The organism is Amycolatopsis lexingtonensis (assembly GCF_014873755.1).
Classification (GTDB): domain Bacteria; phylum Actinomycetota; class Actinomycetes; order Mycobacteriales; family Pseudonocardiaceae; genus Amycolatopsis; species Amycolatopsis lexingtonensis.
In genome coordinates this window covers 6,907,525-6,923,922 of sequence record NZ_JADBEG010000001.1, presented here as the reverse complement: position 1 = coordinate 6,923,922, position 16,398 = coordinate 6,907,525, and the positions used below count along the sequence as shown (strand labels likewise).

Annotated in this window: 17 protein-coding genes and 3 tRNA genes; 14 read left to right on the top strand and 6 right to left on the bottom strand. The window is 70.5% G+C overall.

All coding sequences use genetic code 11. The features are described from left to right. Window positions 1-26 precede the first annotated feature (26 nt). From H4696_RS31670 to H4696_RS31655, 4 genes are all read left to right on the top strand, one after another. Window positions 27-99, top strand: a tRNA-Glu gene (locus tag H4696_RS31670). Between the two features lie 21 nt (window positions 100-120). Next, window positions 121-194: transfer RNA gene (locus H4696_RS31665), tRNA-Asp, on the top strand. Window positions 195-225: 31 nt separating this feature from the next. Further along, a tRNA-Phe gene (locus H4696_RS31660) sits at window positions 226-299 on the top strand. Window positions 300-347: 48 nt separating this feature from the next. Then, a complete protein-coding gene (locus H4696_RS31655; RefSeq protein ID WP_169735003.1) occupies window positions 348-929 on the top strand; it encodes a class I SAM-dependent methyltransferase in 582 nt (193 codons plus the stop codon). On the opposite strand, the gene H4696_RS31650 is transcribed toward H4696_RS31655, so the two are convergent. Next, window positions 916-1,302 carry a hypothetical protein gene (locus H4696_RS31650; protein WP_086860900.1) on the bottom strand — a complete coding sequence of 129 codons (387 nt, stop codon included), beginning with the start codon at window positions 1,300-1,302 and terminating at the stop codon, window positions 916-918. The genes H4696_RS31655 and H4696_RS31650 overlap by 14 nt on opposite strands. A gap of 321 nt (window positions 1,303-1,623) precedes the next feature. On the opposite strand from H4696_RS31650, the gene H4696_RS31645 reads away from it, so the two are divergent. From H4696_RS31645 to H4696_RS31635, 3 genes are all read left to right on the top strand, one after another. After that, window positions 1,624-3,003, top strand: coding sequence for a hypothetical protein (locus H4696_RS31645; RefSeq protein ID WP_086860899.1), 1,380 nt, complete (start codon window positions 1,624-1,626; stop codon window positions 3,001-3,003). A gap of 123 nt (window positions 3,004-3,126) precedes the next feature. Next, entirely contained in the window at window positions 3,127-3,477 is a 351-nt protein-coding gene (locus H4696_RS31640; RefSeq protein WP_086860897.1) for a YciI family protein, read from the top strand. 33 nt (window positions 3,478-3,510) lie between these two features. Continuing rightward, the gene (locus H4696_RS31635; protein ID WP_086860895.1) at window positions 3,511-4,296 is read left to right on the top strand and encodes an arylamine N-acetyltransferase family protein; all 786 of its coding nucleotides are present in this window, start codon (window positions 3,511-3,513) and stop codon (window positions 4,294-4,296) included. Here H4696_RS31635 and H4696_RS31630 read toward each other — a convergent pair. Both H4696_RS31630 and H4696_RS31625 read right to left on the bottom strand, forming a co-directional pair. Then, on the bottom strand, window positions 4,290-6,611 hold the full coding sequence (locus H4696_RS31630; protein WP_086860893.1) for a sensor domain-containing protein: 2,322 nt from the start codon (window positions 6,609-6,611) through the stop codon (window positions 4,290-4,292). The two genes, H4696_RS31635 and H4696_RS31630, sit on opposite strands and share 7 nt — an antisense overlap. Window positions 6,612-6,651: 40 nt before the next feature. Beyond that, complete coding sequence (locus H4696_RS31625; RefSeq protein WP_225955855.1) at window positions 6,652-7,380, bottom strand: rhomboid-like protein; 729 nt, start codon at window positions 7,378-7,380, stop codon at window positions 6,652-6,654. Between the two features lie 170 nt (window positions 7,381-7,550). On the opposite strand from H4696_RS31625, the gene H4696_RS31620 reads away from it, so the two are divergent. After that, window positions 7,551-8,063 (top strand): hypothetical protein, encoded by a 513-nt coding sequence (locus H4696_RS31620; RefSeq protein WP_086860889.1) that lies wholly within the window; start codon window positions 7,551-7,553, stop codon window positions 8,061-8,063. Here the strand turns inward: H4696_RS31620 and H4696_RS31615 are convergent, their stop codons facing one another. Beyond that, on the bottom strand, window positions 8,064-8,510 hold the full coding sequence (locus H4696_RS31615; protein WP_086860887.1) for a pyridoxamine 5'-phosphate oxidase family protein: 447 nt from the start codon (window positions 8,508-8,510) through the stop codon (window positions 8,064-8,066). Window positions 8,511-8,597: 87 nt separating this feature from the next. Between H4696_RS31615 and H4696_RS31610 the strand changes: the two genes are divergently transcribed. After that, a complete protein-coding gene (locus H4696_RS31610) occupies window positions 8,598-9,173 on the top strand; it encodes a TetR/AcrR family transcriptional regulator (RefSeq protein WP_086860886.1) in 576 nt (191 codons plus the stop codon). Here H4696_RS31610 and H4696_RS31605 read toward each other — a convergent pair. Next, a complete protein-coding gene (locus tag H4696_RS31605; RefSeq protein WP_086860884.1) occupies window positions 9,124-10,446 on the bottom strand; it encodes a nucleobase:cation symporter-2 family protein in 1,323 nt (440 codons plus the stop codon). The genes H4696_RS31610 and H4696_RS31605 overlap by 50 nt on opposite strands. A gap of 119 nt (window positions 10,447-10,565) precedes the next feature. On the opposite strand from H4696_RS31605, the gene H4696_RS31600 reads away from it, so the two are divergent. Genes H4696_RS31600 through H4696_RS31580 form a run of 5 tightly spaced genes read left to right on the top strand, consistent with a single transcriptional unit; the run spans window position 10,566 to window position 14,842 of the window. Beyond that, window positions 10,566-11,705: a 5-methyltetrahydropteroyltriglutamate--homocysteine S-methyltransferase gene (locus tag H4696_RS31600; RefSeq protein ID WP_169735002.1), complete on the top strand. Its 1,140-nt coding sequence runs from the start codon at window positions 10,566-10,568 to the stop codon at window positions 11,703-11,705. Next, a complete protein-coding gene (locus H4696_RS31595) occupies window positions 11,702-12,022 on the top strand; it encodes an NIPSNAP family protein (protein WP_086860917.1) in 321 nt (106 codons plus the stop codon). The genes H4696_RS31600 and H4696_RS31595 overlap by 4 nt, the downstream gene beginning before the upstream one ends. 4 nt (window positions 12,023-12,026) lie before the next feature. Further along, entirely contained in the window at window positions 12,027-12,818 is a 792-nt protein-coding gene (locus tag H4696_RS31590; protein WP_086860882.1) for an IclR family transcriptional regulator, read from the top strand. Window positions 12,819-12,842: 24 nt separating this feature from the next. Further along, the gene (locus H4696_RS31585) at window positions 12,843-14,072 is read left to right on the top strand and encodes an NAD(P)/FAD-dependent oxidoreductase (protein ID WP_086860913.1); all 1,230 of its coding nucleotides are present in this window, start codon (window positions 12,843-12,845) and stop codon (window positions 14,070-14,072) included. Window positions 14,073-14,104: 32 nt separating this feature from the next. Then, window positions 14,105-14,842 carry a Clp protease N-terminal domain-containing protein gene (locus H4696_RS31580; protein WP_086860880.1) on the top strand — a complete coding sequence of 246 codons (738 nt, stop codon included), beginning with the start codon at window positions 14,105-14,107 and terminating at the stop codon, window positions 14,840-14,842. A 92-nt stretch (window positions 14,843-14,934) separates the two neighbouring features. Here the strand turns inward: H4696_RS31580 and gndA are convergent, their stop codons facing one another. Further along, window positions 14,935-16,374 carry an NADP-dependent phosphogluconate dehydrogenase gene (gene gndA / locus H4696_RS31575; protein ID WP_086860878.1) on the bottom strand — a complete coding sequence of 480 codons (1,440 nt, stop codon included), beginning with the start codon at window positions 16,372-16,374 and terminating at the stop codon, window positions 14,935-14,937. Between the last annotated feature and the right edge of the window lie 24 nt (window positions 16,375-16,398).

The following is a 16,398-nucleotide window of genomic DNA, read 5'->3' as shown; positions in this document are numbered from 1 at the left end:
TCGGTCGGTCACCCGAAACCGGCCGGGCTCCCATCGTTCAGCGGCCTAGGACTCCGCCCTTTCAAGGCGGCAACGCGGGTTCGAATCCCGTTGGGAGTACGCAGTACAGTAGTAACGCAAGGCCCTGTGGCGCAGTTGGTTAGCGCGTCGCCCTGTCACGGCGAAGGTCGCGGGTTCGAGTCCCGTCAGGGTCGCAAGATCGTTCGGCTCCTTGCCGGCGTTCCCGGCCAGGTAGCTCAGTTGGTACGAGCGTCCGCCTGAAAAGCGGAAGGTCGCCGGTTCGACCCCGGCCCTGGCCACCGTTCGAAGAAGCCGTCTTGACTCCGGTCAAGGCGGCTTTCTTGTGTGTGACGGACATCTGGGACGCCGAAGCCGACACCTTCGACGAGCAGCCCGACCACGGACTGCGGGACCCCGCCGTGCGGGCCGCGTGGGCCGACCTCCTCCTGCCGGTGCTGCCGCCGGCTCCCGCCGATGTCGTCGACCTCGGGTGCGGGACCGGCAGTCTCGCCGTCCTGCTGGCGCAGGCGGGCCACGCCGTGCTCGGCGTCGACCGCTCGCGGCGGATGCTCGAAGTGGCCCGGCGGAAAACGCTTACCGCGCGCGTGTCCGTGGACTTCCGCGCCGGGGACGCCGCCGATCCGCCCTGCGCGCCCGGTGCCTACGACGTCGTCCTCGTGCGGCACGTGCTCTGGGCCATGCCCGACCCGTCCGCCGCGCTGGAAGCCTGGGTGCGGTTGCTCAAGCCGGACGGGCGGCTGGTGCTCGTCGAAGGCCGGTGGTCCACCGGGGCGGGGATCACGGCCGCCGAGTGCGAACGCCTGGTCCTCGCGCACCGCGAAACCGCGACGGTGATCCGGCTCGACGACCCCGCGCTGTGGGGCGGCCCGATCGAGGACGAGCGGTACCTGCTCGTCAGCCGGAGCTGAACGGGACGACGACGATCTGGTCGTCGTCCTCGTAGATGATTCGCCCGGGCGCCTGGTCGGAGACCAGCTTGTTCCACCGGACGTCGTGGGCGTCGAGGATTTCGAGGTAGCCGGCGGCACGGCCGACGAGCTCCTCGGCCGAGTCTTTGAACCAGGCGGTCGCGCCCGGGTTGACCGCGTGGTCGTAGACGGCCGGATCGATCGTGGCCGGATTCGTGTAGTGGGACTCGTACCACGCGTGGTTGGTCCGGCGGAACTCTTCCTGCTCCGCTGTGAGCCGACCCGCCCTGCTCAAGTTGTTGATCAAGCCGAAGAACCCGGGGTGGCGCCCTTCGGCGGTGGGCTCGGCGCTTTGGAACCTGACGTAGGCCATGTGGCTTTCCTACCCCTCGACGGCCGGTTAGGCTGGGTGGCCTCGTTGCGTGCGACGAGATCCTCGGGGGCCGCGAGCTGCTCGAGGAACCTGACCGTGTGCGTGGGGGCGGAGGGCCCTCATGCGTGGGTCGGTCACAGGATCGGCTGTGGCCCGAGCCGGTTGGTGCCGGTGGAAGGCGTGGCAGGGCGGAGCCCGGGGAACCCGGGGGTCTGCCCTCTCGGCTGATCCTGGGCGGCGATCCCCATTACGTTCGACGAGGGGATCGTTCTGCCCTAAACTCGGCCCGTCGGGGACAATTTCCGCCGGGGAAACGGGTTCATGCTCGTCGTCGTGCAACTGCCGCTGGTCGATCTCCGGTTGCTGGCTTCATTTCCCACCGGGCGGCTGGCTTCTCCGCATTGGCCCGATCCGGTCAGCGACGACGAGTTCGTGCGCGACGCCGGCCCGATCCGGGATCGGCGGCGCGGGGGCATTTCCGACTGGTCCGGGGAACGAGCCTTCTGCGACGCGAAGAACTTCGTCCGGTTCGTCGACGCGGAGCCGCCGTCGTTGCGGGACGGCACGCGGATCACCCCGGTGTTCCGCCGGCTCTATTCGTCCGGTGTCTCCGCTCGGCTCGACTTCGGGTTCCAAATCGACGATCGCCGTCGCGCCCCGCTGACCGTGGGAGCCCTGCGGGACATCGCGCGGGACTGCCTCTCGGTGAAGGTGCGCGCGGGGGCCGGTCGGGCGCTGGGCGACAGCGGGAAACCCCTGGCCCGGCGCTTCCTCGAGGTGTCGACGGCCAGATCCTTCGGGGCCGCTACGGGTGATCTGGTGGCCGGTGGCCTCCCTGCGGTGCTGGTGGAACCCTCGGCACGCCTCCACGGGGATCCGGCGAGCCGATTCGACAGCACGTCCATCAACGGGTACCAGGTGGAGTTCGGTGCGAAGATCATCCCCGTCTGGTCGGTGGTCACCGACGTCGCCGCGGACCGGGCGAGAGCCCGGCAGGTCCGCGGGAACCTCTGGCGGCTGCACGCCGAACGGGAATCCCTGCGCGGGGTCATCCGCGCCTGGAACAGCGCGCCGGAAGTCTTCTCGGAAGAAAAGCTGAAGAGCTACCTCGCCGCACAGCTGAAAATCCTGGTGCCGAAGGATCGGGGCGGGTTCGACCAGTCTTCCGCACTCGCCTTCGCCGAAAACTGCGAAGAACTGGCCTCGCCCGCTGTTCTCCGCGGCCTGCGGTCGGAACTGTTGGGGCAGAGCAAAGGCATCCTCAAAAGCCTGGACCTGCTGCTCGAACGAACCGCGCGGCTGCCGGAAAGCACGACCAGGAACCACATCAGGATCACCTACGTCGACAAGAGGGTCATCGACATGAGCAGCAACGACAAGTACGAGATCAGTGCCCCGGTGTCGAACAGCGTGATCGGCCGGGACAACAAGGTCGAAGGCAACACCTGGACGGTCGGCGGGAAGGAAGAAGCACTCCGCGAACTCGCCGAGGCGATCGAGCTGATGAAACCCCGGCTCGACGCGGACGAAGTCGCGGAGGTCGACGAAGCGCACGCGGTGATCGTCGACGGGAAGAGCGAGCCGGGGCTCCTCAAGCGCGCGGCCAAGAAGATCCTCGGGGTGGCCACCTTCGCGGGTGAGGTCGGTGCTCCGGTCGTGGAGGCGGTGCGGAAGGTGCTGGCCGCGCTGGGGCTCGCGTAACCGGACGAGGCGTTAGGCCGAACGAGCGAACCGCCAAGCCGCATGTCCGGACCGCCGGAACAGCACCGACCCACCGGCGAAAGGCAGCCCACCAGGGGCCGCCGCCCGAACCGGGGAGACGACATGCGCTACCTCCTGACCCTTCACATGAACCCGACCATCTGGGCCACCCTCACCGACGACCAGAAGAACGGCGTCTACGAAGGACACGGCGAGTTCATCAAGCTCATCACCGGCTCCGGCGAGATGGTCGAGACCAAAGCCCTCGCCGAACCCGCCGAGACCAAGACCATCACCGTCAAGGACGGCGTGGCGCACACCCGGGACGGCGGGTTCGTCGAGGCCGAAGCCTTCCTCTGCGGCTACTACGTCGTCGACGTCGAGAGCGAGGCGCGCGCGGTCGAGCTGGCCGCGAAGATCCCCGACGCCCAGTACACCGCCGTCGAGGTGCGGAAGGTCGTGCACGAGGGTTGACCTCGATCGAGGTCGAGGGTGCAGGGTGGGTCCATGACCGATGAATGGGGCATCGATGCCGTCGATCTCGACGCCTACCTGGCGCGCACCGGGCAACAGCGCCGCCCGCCGTCCGAAGCCGCGCTGCGGGAGCTCATGCGGGGGCACGTCGGGGCCATCCCGTTCGAGAACGTCGACGTCGTTCTCGGGCAGCACCAAGGGATTTCGCTCGACGTCGTGAACGCCAAGCTCGTCGGGCGGCGGCGGGGCGGCTACTGCTACGAACAGAGTGGCCTCTTCGCCGCCGTCCTCGAGCGGCTCGGCTACACCGTGCACCGGCTTTCCGCGCGCGTGCAGCCGCGGCGGCCGGGGCCGTACACGCACATGACCCTCGTCGTCGACGTGGACGGCCGCAGCTTTCTCGCCGACGTCGGGTACGGGGCCGGGATCCTCGAGCCCATGCCGCTCGTGGACGGCGCGGAGGTCGACCAGGCAGGCTGGCCGCAGCGGCTGAAGCACCAAGACGGCTGGTGGACGTTGCAAAAGGACGGTGAGGACATCCTCGAGTTCCGGCTCAACGGGATGCACCCCATCGACTACGAGGTCTACCACCACTACACGTCGACGCACCCGAAGTCGCCGTTCACCGGACGGCTCGTGGTCATGACGCTCGAACCGGGCGTCAGCCGGCGGCTCCTCGGCCGCGAGCTCACCGTCGAAAAACCCGGTGGGCACAGCGAAACCACCACCATCGCGCCCGGGGAACTCGACGCCACCCTCAAAGACCTCGGCATCGAGCTGACCGCGGACGAGCTCGAGCGGCTCAAAACCGTTTACTGACCGAACAATTCGGCCGCCGCGACCGGGCGGCCGAGGTGGTAGCCCTGCGCCTGGTCGCACCCCAGCGACCGGAGCAGGTCCACCTGCTCGGCGGACTCGACGCCCTCGGCGATCACCGTCAGGTCCACGGCGTGGGCCATCGCGATGATGCTCGTGACGATCGCCGCCGCGTCGCGGGATTCGGCGATGCCGGTGATGAACGAGCGGTCGATCTTGAGCGTGTCCAGCGTCAGCCGGCGCAGCTGGGCGAGCGACGAATAGCCGGTGCCGAAGTCGTCGATCGCCAGCAGCACGCCCAGGGATCGCAGGGACGCCAGCACTTCCGCGGCCGCTTCCTGGTCGCGCATCAACGCGCTTTCGGTGACCTCCAGGCACAGCGCGGCGGCCGGGAGCCCGGTGCTCGCCAGCGCGTCCTGGACCGCGGGCACCAGGTGCGGGTCGTCGAGCTGGCGGGCCGACAGGTTGACCTTCAGCGTCAGGTCCAGACCTCCGGTGCGCCGCGCGGCGAGTTCGCGGGTCGTCGCGCGCAGCATCGCCTTGCCGATCACGTTGATCAGGTCGCTCTCCTCGGCGAGCGGGATGAACTCCGACGGCGAGATCGCGCCCTGCCGCGGGTGCGTCCAGCGCAGCAGCGCCTCGACCGCGACCATTTCGCCGGTCCGCAGGTCGACGACCGGCTGGTACGCGGGCCACAGCTGGCCGTCGTGGACCGCGTCGCGCAGGTCCTGTTCCATCCGCAGCCGCCGCTGCATGCGCTCGCGCAGGCCGACGTCGAAGAAGTGGTGGCGGCCCCGGCCGAGCGTCTTCGCCTGGTACATCGCGACGTCCGCGTCGCGCAGCAGGTCCTCCGCGCTGCGGTCGTCGGCGCCGTCGACGAGGACGACGCCGATGCTGGCGTCGAGGTGCAGCTGCCTGCCGAGCACGCCGATCGGCTCGGCCAGCGCGGCCCGGAGGTGCTCGGCCAGCGCCCGGACTTCGGCGGGCTCGGTGACTTCGCCGGTGACGACGACGAACTCGTCGCCGCCGAGCCTGCCGACCAGGTCCTCGCGCCCGGAGCTGCGGCGCAGGCGCTCGCCGACGATCCGCAGCACCTGGTCGCCGACCGAGTGCCCGAGCGAGTCGTTGATGACCTTGAACTTGTCCAGGTCGAGGAACAGCACCGTGAGCGCCCCGCGCTCGCGGACGTCGAGCCGGTCGAGGAGCAGGGTCCGGTTGGCCAGCCGGGTGAGCGGGTCGTGGGTGGCGTCGTGGGCCAGCCGCGCGCTGATCGCGCGGGTCTCGGTGATGTCGGTGAACGTGGTGACGACGGCCCGCGTCGTCGGGTCGTCCGGGTCGAGCAGCCGCGAGGTCAGCGACACCCAGACGTCCCGCCCGTCCGGCCGCCGCAGGCGCACGACCAGGCCGTTGTGCGTGACGCCGGTCCGCCGGGACTGCACCGACGGCATCTCGTCCGGCGGGATCCAGTGCCCGGACTCGGTGAACAGCACCAGCGTGTGGCACGGGACGCCGATCAGGTCGGGCTCGGGCACGCCGAGGATCCGGCACGCCGCCGGGTTCGCCGCTTCGATCAGCCCGGTCGGGCCCATCACCAGCACGCCTTCGTCGAGCGACGCGACGACCGTGCGGTAGTTCTGCTCGGCCCGCCGCCGCGCGGTTTCGTCGGCGCAGACGAGCACGTAACCGTCGTTCATCTCAGCTGCCGAAACCCGGACCGCGAGGGGAGCGCCGTCGCGCCGCCGGTGCACCGCCTCGGCGACCCCGCCGCCGCGCCGGATCGCCGCCAGGTCCAGCGACGCGCCGACCAGTTCGCTCGCGCGCCGCCCGACGGCCTCGGCCGCAGTCCAGCCGTACACCGCTTCGGCGGCCGGGTTCCAGCTGGTCACGACGCCGTCGCCGGTGGTCGCGATCAAGGCGTCGCTGACGTGCGACACCAGCGCGGCCTGGTAGCGGAGGGCGTCCGCGGCCGCCTTCTTCGCCGTGATGTCCCGCATGACGACCTGGTACGCGGCCGCGCCCCGGAGGCGCACCACGACCGTCTCGACGGCGAACTTGCTCCCGTCGAGCCGGGACATCAGCGCTTCGACGGGCTCGCTCGCCTGCCCCGGCCTGGTCAGCCCTTCGAGCTTCCCGGCCAGCTCGGCCTGTGAATCCTCGGCGACGAAATCGGCGAACCGGCGCCCGACGACCTCGGCGGTGCCGCGCGCGGCGAACGTCTCGAGCGCGGCCCGGTTGGCGTAGGTGAGGACGCCGTGCTCGTGGACGCAGATCGCGTCCGGACTCAGCTCGACCAGCTCGGTGAGCGAGTCAGCCTCCATGAGCGTCCGTCCCCCGTGCTGCGCGGCCGTGGCCCGTCGATTACACCACCGACGCCGCCACCTGCCTACCCGTCGCGGCACGCAGCCACGGACCCCAGAACAGCAGCCCGAAGTGCGCGGCGAACGCGTGGCCGAGCAGCGTGACGACCGCATCGAGGGCCACCGGGTCGTCGCTGATCCAGATCACCGCGATGAACGCCTCCATCGCGGCCAGTGCGAACAGCCGGGCCCGGCCGCGCAGCAGGAACACGAGCGTGCCGGCCGTGGTGAAGAAGCCGTAGCTGACGCCGATGTCGAGCCAGTGCCCGGCGGAGGCCGGCAGGACGTGCGCGTTGATCAGCGCCATCACCGGCAGCTCGGTGACGAGCGTGGCCAGCACGTGCCCGGAGAAGAACACGGTGAGCGTGCGGCGGGCGCCGAACCGGCGTTCCAGCGGGGCGACCGCGATCGCGAAGATCACGACGTAGGCGAGCCAGCCTTCGTCGGAGAGCCAGAGGGCGCTGGTCAGCAGCGAGGTCAGCGGCCGCCGCCAGAGGTTGTGGGCGTCGGTGCTGGACAGCCGGAGCAGCCGCTCGGTCACCGCGGGGTCGGCGAACTTGAGGACGAGCGTCGTGCCGAGCAAGAGGACCAGATAGCCGAAGGTGAACGGTGTCGCCTTCGGATTCGGGATGAAACGGACGAGCTGCCGTGCGCTCAAGCGACGGGGGACGGCGATCACGGGGACCGGCCGTCCGGCTTTCAGCAGCATGGGCTGAGCTTCGCCGGTCATGCTGGGAGTATCACGAGTGCCAGCTTAGAAAACGCTGTGCTTGTCACTCACTGTCAAACTCTTGCGACGGGGAAGAGATTTTTACCAGTTGCTCACCCGTTTGGGTGGCTTGTGCGGTAAAAATACGGCCACGATGTCGGCCGAAAGGCCTCTCGGGAAGGTCTGTCGGGGTGAACGACGAGGTATCGGTCGCCGAGCTGCTCGTGCGCGAGGGCTGGGGTGAACGGGCGGGGCCGGGGCAGTCGCGGTGGCGGGTGCTCGCGGTGATGCTCGCCGTCGTCATCGGCTGCGGGGCCGCCGCGGTGCTGGTCGGGCTCGGCGGCAAGGGCACGCCGGACGCGTCGGCGGTCGACCAGATCCAGGTGATCCCGTTCCCGCAGCGCACCACCGGCCTCGGCGGCGCCGACCAGGCCACGGACTCGCCCCCGGAGGGTGGCACCGGCGGCGGCGACGTCGTCCCGGGCAGTGGCGTGCCACGGGAGACCGTCACCGAGGTGCCCGGCAAGCCCACGACGACCGAGAGCAGCGCCGACTCCACGACGCCGACGACCACGCCGACCAGCGGTGACCCGTCCGGCTCGGTCACGACGACGCCGGCGACGACGGGCGGCCAGCAGCCGACTCGGCCGGCGCCCCCGGCGCCGCCGAAGCCGACGACGTGCCTGCTGATCATCTGCTGGTGATCACGCCAGCTGCTCCGCGAGGTCGCTGAAGTCCGAGGTGTTCCACCGCTCCGGGCGCATCACGATCGCGATGTTGCTCCCGTGCGTGCCGTCGGTCGCGTCCGTGTAGGCGTCGCTCACACCCGGCGGCAGGTAGCGCGCGGCGACCGCGTGGCGCTCCGCCTTGGTCATCGGCCACGTCTTCACCACCGGTCCCTCGACCGAGACGTACTTGTAGACGCCGTTCTGCTCCTGGACGCACAGCGCGAACCGGCCGGCCGCCTCGATCAGCCGGGTCTTGCGCAGGCCGGGGGAGGTCATCACGAGGATGTCGCCGCCCGGCTCGTAGCGGTACCAGATCGGCGTGGTCAGCGGGGCGCGGCCGGGTTCGCCGGCGACGCTCAGCACGCCGACGCGCGGTTCGGCGAGGAAGGCTTCGCGCTCTTCCCGGGTCATCTTGCGGGCCACTTCGGTCTCCCTAAAGCCAAGTTGTTTGCTTTAACGATAGCCACGGGGCGACGGCTAAAGCAAGCTTGTTTGCTTTAAGATGGGTGGATGACCCGACCCGGCGGCCGCAGCGCCCGTGTCCGCGATGCCGTCCACGAAGCCGTGATCGAGCTCCTCGCGGCCGGGGAGATCGACGCGACCGTCCCGAAGATCGCCGAACGGGCCGGGGTGAACCCGACCAGCATCTACCGGCGCTGGGGCGGGCGCGACAACCTGCTCCTCGACGCGGCCGTGACGCGCCTGCGCGCGACGTCGCCGATCCCGGACACCGGTTCGCTGCGCGGCGACCTGCTCGGCTGGGCCGAGGGCGTCGAACGCGCGATGCGCGACCCGCGCGGCCAGATCCTGCTTCGCGCGCTCGTCGCGACCCTCGGGCCGGAGAAGGAACCGCTCGAATACCTGCAGGACCGCGGCGCCGACCTCCAAGACGCGCTGGACAAGGCTGAAGCGCGGGGTGAGCCGGTGCCGTCGGTCGACGAAGTGCTCGACTTCGTGCTGGCCCCGCTCTACCTGCGCGTGCTGTTCCGCCGCCCGGTCGAGCCGGGCACCGGGGCCCGGCTCGTCGAGCGGCTGCTCACGGCGCTTCCAGCAGATCCGGCTCCGTGCGCCGGCCGAGGTGGTTGAACAGCAGGTTCAGCACGAACGCCAGCACCGCCGCCACCGTGATCGAGCTGCCGCAGATCGTCTGCAGCCACGCGGGGAAGTGCTGGAAGATCTTCGGCGCGAACGCCGGCAGCAGCCCGACGCCGAGCGCGACCGCGACGATGAAAGTGTTGTGGTTGCCGGAAAACTCGACCTTCTTCAGGTTCTGCGCGCCCACCGCGGCGACCATCGCGAACATGACGACCGCGACCCCGCCGACCACCGGCTGCGGGATCGCCGCGATGAACGCGCCGATCTTCGGGACCAGGCCCATCAGCACCAGGATCCCGCCGGTCACCGCGACCACCCAGCGGCTGCGGACGCCGGTCATCCGCACCAGGCCGACGTTCTGCGCGAACGCCGTGTCGGGGAAGGAGTTCAGCACGCCGCCGAGCACGGCCGAGAAGCCGTCGGTGGCCAGGCCTCGCGCGAGGTCGGAGTCGGTCGGCGGCCGCCCGGTGATCTCGCCGACGGCGATCATGTCCGCGGTCGACTCGGTGAACGTCACCAGCATGACCACGCACATCGACAGGACCGCGGCGACCGGGAACGTCGGCGCCCCGAAGTGGAACGGCGACGCGAGCCCGAACCAGCTCGCCGCGCCGAGGCCGTCCCAGTGCACCAGTCCCATCGGGATCGCGGCCACCAGCCCGATCGCCAGCGCCAGCAGCGGCCCGATCTGGTTGGCGAACCCGCGCAGCACCCGCGTGAACAGCACGAGCAGCGCCAAGACGCCGAACGCGAGCAGGAGGTGCGACAGGGCCGCGTAGTCCGGCGCGCTGGTGTCGTTGCCCGCGATCAGTCCCGCGCCCGGGCCGAGCAGCGAGACGCCGATGACGAGCAGCAGCGTCCCGGTGACCAGCGGCGGGAAGAACCGGATCAGCTTCGCGAACGGCTTCGCGATGAGCAGCCCGAAGACACCGGAGGCCAGCATCGCGCCGTAGACGGCGGGCAGGCCGTACTGCGAGGCGATGAGGATCATCGGGTTGACGACGCTGAACGTCGCGCCCGCCACCACCGGCAGCCGGATGCCCAGCAGCTTGCCGATGCCGACCGCCTGGATCAGCGTCGCGATGCCCGCCACCAGCAGATCGGCGTTGACCAGCAGCCCGATCGTCGCCGGGTCCAGCTTGAGCGCGCTGCCGACGATCAGCGGCACCGCGACCGCGCCAGCGTACATGATCGACATGTGCTGCAGCCCGAGCAGCGCCAGCCGTCCGGCGGGCAGGACTTCGTCGACCGGGTGTTTCGTCATGCACAGGCCCCTTTCACCGGGGACAGCCAACGCGCCGCGCGTGACGCTGGCAAGTCTCGCGAGTCATGATCTTGTTTCCGGGGGCGGCGGAACGGTCCCGGATGTGTGACCATCGGTGCATGACTTCGGGCGGCATTCCCCAGGTGGGCCCGCCGTTTCGCGCCGATCACGTCGGGAGCCTGCTGCGGCCCCCGGTCTTGCGTGACGCGCGGCGGCGGCACGAATCCGGTGAGATCGGCGCGGAGCAGCTCCGCGCGGTCGAAGACGACGCGATCCGCGACGTGATCAAGATGCAGAAGGCGGCCGGGCTGAGTTCGGCCACCGACGGCGAATTCCGGCGTGCCTCGTGGCACATGGACTTCATCTACGCCCTCGGCGGCGTCTCGAAGAGCGACGAGCGGCTGCACGTCAAGTTCCACAACCTGGCCGGGGACCTCGAGTTCAGCCCGCCGGGCCTGCAGGTCGACGGGAAGGTCCGGCTCGACGAGCCGATCTTCGCCGCGCACTTCGAGTTCCTCAAGTCCCATGTGGACGCCGGGGTGACGCCGAAGCTGACCATCCCGTCGCCGAGCATGGTCTACTACCGCGGCGGCCGGGCGGCGGTCAGTGAGAGCGTTTACCCGGACCTCGAAGAGTTCTTCGCGGACCTGAGCTCCGCGTATGCGGCGCAGGTCTCCGCGGTGCACGGCCTCGGCTGCCGGTACCTCCAGCTCGACGACACCAGCCTCGCCTACCTCAACGACCCGGCGCAGCGGGAGCTCGTCGCGCGGATGGGCGGCGACCCGGACACCCAGCACCTGCGCAACATCGCGACGATGAACGCGGCGCTGGCCGACCGGCCCGAGGACCTCACCGTGACGACCCACCTGTGCCGCGGCAACTTCCGGTCCTCGTGGGTCGCGTCCGGCAGCTACGAGTTCGTCGCGGAAGCGCTCTTCGGCGACCTCGCCGTCGACGGGTTCTTCCTGGAGTTCGACGACGAACGCTCGGGCGGCTTCGAACCGCTGCGGTTCGTCCCGAAGAACAAGAAGGTCGTCCTCGGCCTGGTCACGACCAAGCGGCCGGAGCTGGAGGACGCCGACGTCCTCGTGCGGCGGATCGAGGAGGCGTCCCAGTACGTCGACATCGACCAGCTGTGCCTGTCGCCGCAGTGCGGGTTCTCCTCGACCGAGGAGGGCAACGACCTGACCGCGGACGACCAGCTGCGGAAGCTGGAGCTGATCGTGGCCACGGCCGACCGCGTTTGGGGCGGCCGGTGATCACCTGCGTCGTCGACTACGTCATCGACCCCGCGAAGCTCGCCGACTTCGAACGCTTCGCCGCCGCGTGGATGCGGCTGGTGCAGCGGGAAGGCGGCGTCCACCACGGCTACTTCCTGCCGTCGGAAGGGGCGAGCGACGAAGCCCGGGCGCTGTTCAGCTTCGAGAGCCTCGCCGCGTACGAGCGCTACCGGACGCTGTTCGGCGCCGACCCGGACTTCATCGAGGCCGACAAGATCCGCGAGGAAAGCGGCTGCGTGCTCCGGTACCGGCGGACGTTCATGCGCCCGCTGCTGCCGGGCGACGACGAAGACTGATCCGGTGCGGCACGGCGCGCGGCGGCCGACGTCGGTCGTGGACCGCGTTCTCGACCTGCTGGGCGCGTTCACGGCCGAGCGGCCGCGGCTCACGCTGTCCGAGCTCAGCCGTCGCGTCGGGCTGCCGCTGTCGACCACGCACCGGCTGGCCGGCGAGCTGACCCGGCGCGGGGCGCTCGTCCGCGACGAAGCGGGCGTGTACCGCGTCGGGCTCTGGCTGTGGGAAGTCGCGTCGCTGGCACCGCACGGCGCCGAGCTGCGGGAAAGCGCGATGCCGTTCCTGGAGGACCTCTACGAGGCCACCCACCAGAACGTGCAGCTCGCCGTGCTCGACGGCGCCGAAGTCGTCTACGTCGAGCGGATCTCCGGCCGCGGCGCGGTCAACGTCCTGACGCGGGTGGGCGGCCGCCTGCCCGCGCACGCCACCGGCGTCGGGCAGGTGCTGCTCGCGCACGCGCCCGCGGAGGCGCAGGAAGAGGTCCTGTCCCGGCCGCTCAAGACGTTCACGCCCAAGACGATCGGTTCGCCCGCGCAGCTGCGGCGCGTGTTCGCCGACGTCCGCCGCGACGGCTACGCGATCAGCGACGGCCAGATCGAGCTGATCTCGTTGTCCGTGGCGGCCCCGGTATACGACGCCACCGACGAGGTGGTGGCGGCGATCTCCATCGTCGTCCCGGCGGAGGGGACGGACCCGCGGACGCTGGTCCCGGCCGTGCGGGCCGCGGCGCGGGGCATCTCGCGGGTGCTCGGGGCGCCGCGCGCGCTGCGGTCGAGCGGCGGCTCCTCGACGGCTTGAGCCTCTTGTGATCGGATGGCGGGCATGGGTGCACAGAACACGGTTCTCGTCGTGGGGGCCGGGCAAAGCGGGTTCCAGGCCGTCGCGTCGCTGCGGGACCGGGGCTTCGACGGCCGGGTCGTGCTCGTCGGGGACGAGCCGGGCGTGCCGTACCAGCGGCCGCCGCTGTCGAAGGCCTACCTGGCCGGGACCGCCGGGCTCGAACAGCTGCACCTGCGCGGTGAGGACTTCTTCGCGGAGAAGGACATCGAACTGGTCGCCGGGCGGGTCGCCGCGATCGACCGCGAGGCTTCGCTGGTACGGCTCGAAGACGGCCGCGAGCTGGGCTACGACCACCTGGTGATGGCCACCGGCGCGCGCAACCGGACGCTGCCCGTGCCCGGCGCGGACCTGCCGGGCGTGCTGACCCTGCGTACCCGCGATGACGCCGACCGCCTCCGCGAATCGCTGGCGCACGCGGAAAACGTCGTCGTGGTCGGCGGCGGCTTCATCGGGCTCGAGTTCGCCTCGCACGCCGGCCGTCCGGTGACGGTCGTCGAGGCGCAGGACCGGCTGCTCAACCGGGTCGCGACGCCGGAGATCTCCGCCTACTTCGCCGAGCTGCACCGCGAAGCCGGGCACACGGTGTTGCTCGGCCAAGGCGTTTCCGCGCTGCACGGGGACGAGCGGGTGCGCGAGGTCGAGCTGTCCGACGGCACCCGGCTGCCCGCCGACCTGGTCGTCGTCGCCGTCGGTGTGGTGCCGGAGACGACGCTCGCCGCCGAGGCCGGGCTGCCGGTGGACAACGGCGTGGTCGTCGACGCGCACCTGCGGACGTCGGACGAGAAGATCTTCGCCATCGGCGACTGCGCGAACTTCCCGTGCGTGCAGGCCGGCGCGGCGACCCGGCTGGAGTCCGTGCAGAACGCCGTCGACCAGGCCCGCAGCGTGGCCGCGGCGATCACCGGCACCCCCGAGCCGTACGCGAGCCTGCCGTGGTTCTGGACCGACCAGTCGGGCGCGAAGCTGCAGATCGCGGGCATCCTGTCCGGCGCCGATCGCACGGTGGTCGCCGGCGACCGCGACGCGGGCAAGTTCTCGGTGCTGTCCTTCCGCGACGACGTCCTGATCGCGGTGGAGTCGGTGAACCGGCCGGCCGACCACATCGCCGCGCGGCGGCTCTTCACCGCCGATCCGCACCCGCGGTACGCGGACCTCGAGGTGAGCGAGTTCAACCTCAAGGAGCATCTGAAGGCGGCGTCAACTCGCGGTTGACGACAGAAGATCGTCAACCTACAGTTGACGGCATGGACCTTCCTGCCAACGTCAAACTCGACGACCTCATCAGCGCGATCAAGAGCAACAACGACAAGGACGCCCTCGCCCAGCTGTCCGACGCCGTCTACGTGGGCGAACACCTCGGCGAGGTGGCCGACCACCTGATCGGCCACTTCGTCGACCAGGCCCGGCGCTCCGGGGCGTCGTGGACCGAGATCGGCAAGAGCATGGGCGTCACCAAGCAGGCCGCCCAGAAGCGGTTCGTGCCGAAGGTGGACCCCGGCGGCGACCCCTCCGGCGCGATCGAACGCGTCTACGGCCGCTACACCGACCGGGCGCGGCACGTGATCGTCGAGGCCCAGAAGTCGGCCGTGGACAACGGCAGTCCCGAGATCGACACCGTGCACATCGTGCTGGGCCTGCTCGCCGAACCCGCGGCACTCGCGGCGGGCGCGATCCTCGCCCAGGGCGTCCAGCTCGACGCCGTCCGCGAAGCCGCCGAAGCGCGGCTGCCCGAGCGGGTCGAGCCCGTGCCGAACCCGGTGCCGTTCTCGGGCGGCGCCAAGAAGGCCCTCGAACTGACCATGCGCGAGGGCCTGCGGCTGGGCCACAACTACATCGGCACCGAGCACATGCTCCTGGCGCTGCTGGAACAGCGGGAGGGCGCCGGGTTCGAGGTGCTCGACGGCCTCGGCGTCAAGAAAGACAAGGCCGAAGCGAAGATCCTGGAGGTGCTGGCGGAGATCCTCGCCGCCCGCGGGCAGTGAGACCCCGGGTGGGTCGAGGGGGCTCACCCGGAAAGCCGTGAAGGCCTCCTTGCCGGGCAAAAAAGCCGGTAAGGAGGCCTTCACGGACTTCGTCAGGCGTCGGACTCCGGGCGGCCGTCGGCGGCCCAAGCCGTGTGGAACGAGCCTTCGCGGTCCACGCGGCGGTAGGTGTGGGCGCCGAAGAAGTCCCGCTGGCCCTGGACGAGCGCCGCCGGGAGGCGGTCGGCGCGGAGGCCGTCGTAGTACGCCAGCGCGGTCGAGAAGCCCGGCGTCGGGATGCCGAGCCGGACCGCCGTCGAGATCACCGAACGCCACGAGTCCTGCGCGTCCTCGACCGCCTTGCGGAAGCCGCCCGAGGTGAGCAGCGTCGGCAGCGCGGGCTCTTCGGCGTAGGCCGAGGTGATGTCGTTCAGGAACTTCGCGCGGATGATGCAGCCGCCGCGCCAGATCGAGGCGACCTTGCCGAGGTCGATGTCCCAGCCGTACTCGGTCGCGCCGGCCTGGATCTGGTTGAAGCCCTGGGCGTACGCGACCACCTTCGACGCGTACAGCGCCTGCTCGACGTCGTCGGCGAAGCGCTCCAGCGAAGAACCGGTCAGCGGCGACGCCGACGGGCCGCCGAGCCCGCGGGCGGCCGCGCGCAGCGGCTTCGACCCGGACAGCGAACGCGCGAAGACGGCTTCGGCGATGCCCGAGATCGGGACCCCGAGGTCGAGGCCGATCTGGACCGTCCAGCGGCCGGTGCCCTTCTGCTCGGCGGCGTCCTCGACGATGTCGACGAACGGCTTGCCGGACGTCTTGTCGACGTGCGCCAGCACCTCGGCGGTGATCTCGATCAGGTACGAGTCGAGCCGCCCGGTGTTCCACGTGCGGAAGACGTCGGCGATCTCGGCGGGGGAGTAGCCACCCGCGTGGCGCAGCAGGTCGAACGACTCCGCGATCAGCTGCATGTCGGCGTACTCGATGCCGTTGTGCACCATCTTCACGAAGTGGCCGGCGCCGTCCGCACCGATGTGCGTGCAGCACGGCTGGCCGTCGACCTTGGCCGAGATGTCCTCGAACAGCGGGCCGAGCGACTCGTACGACTCCTTCGAGCCGCCGGGCATGATGCTCGGCCCGTGCAGCGCGCCTTCCTCGCCACCGGAGACGCCGCTGCCGACGAAGTGCAGCCCGCGCTCGCGCAGCGCCTTCTCGCGGCGGCGCGTGTCGGCGAAGTGCGCGTTGCCGGCGTCGATGATCACGTCGCCCTCTTCGAGCAGCGGCGCGAACTCCTCGATGACGGCGTCCGTCGGGGCGCCCGCCTTGACCATGATCACGACCTGGCGGGGCCGCTCCAGCGCGTCGACGAACTGCTGGGCGGAGTACGCCGGGATGAAGTCGCCCTCGTCGCCGAACTGCTCCACCAGTGCGCGGGTCCGCTCCTCGGACCGGTTGTGCAGGGCCACCGTGTGCCCGTGCCGGGCCAGGTTGCGGGCCAGGTTGCGGCCCATGACCGCCAGGCCGGTGACCCCGATGCTCGCCTTCTTGCTCATCCGAATCCTCTCGAAGACTCTCTC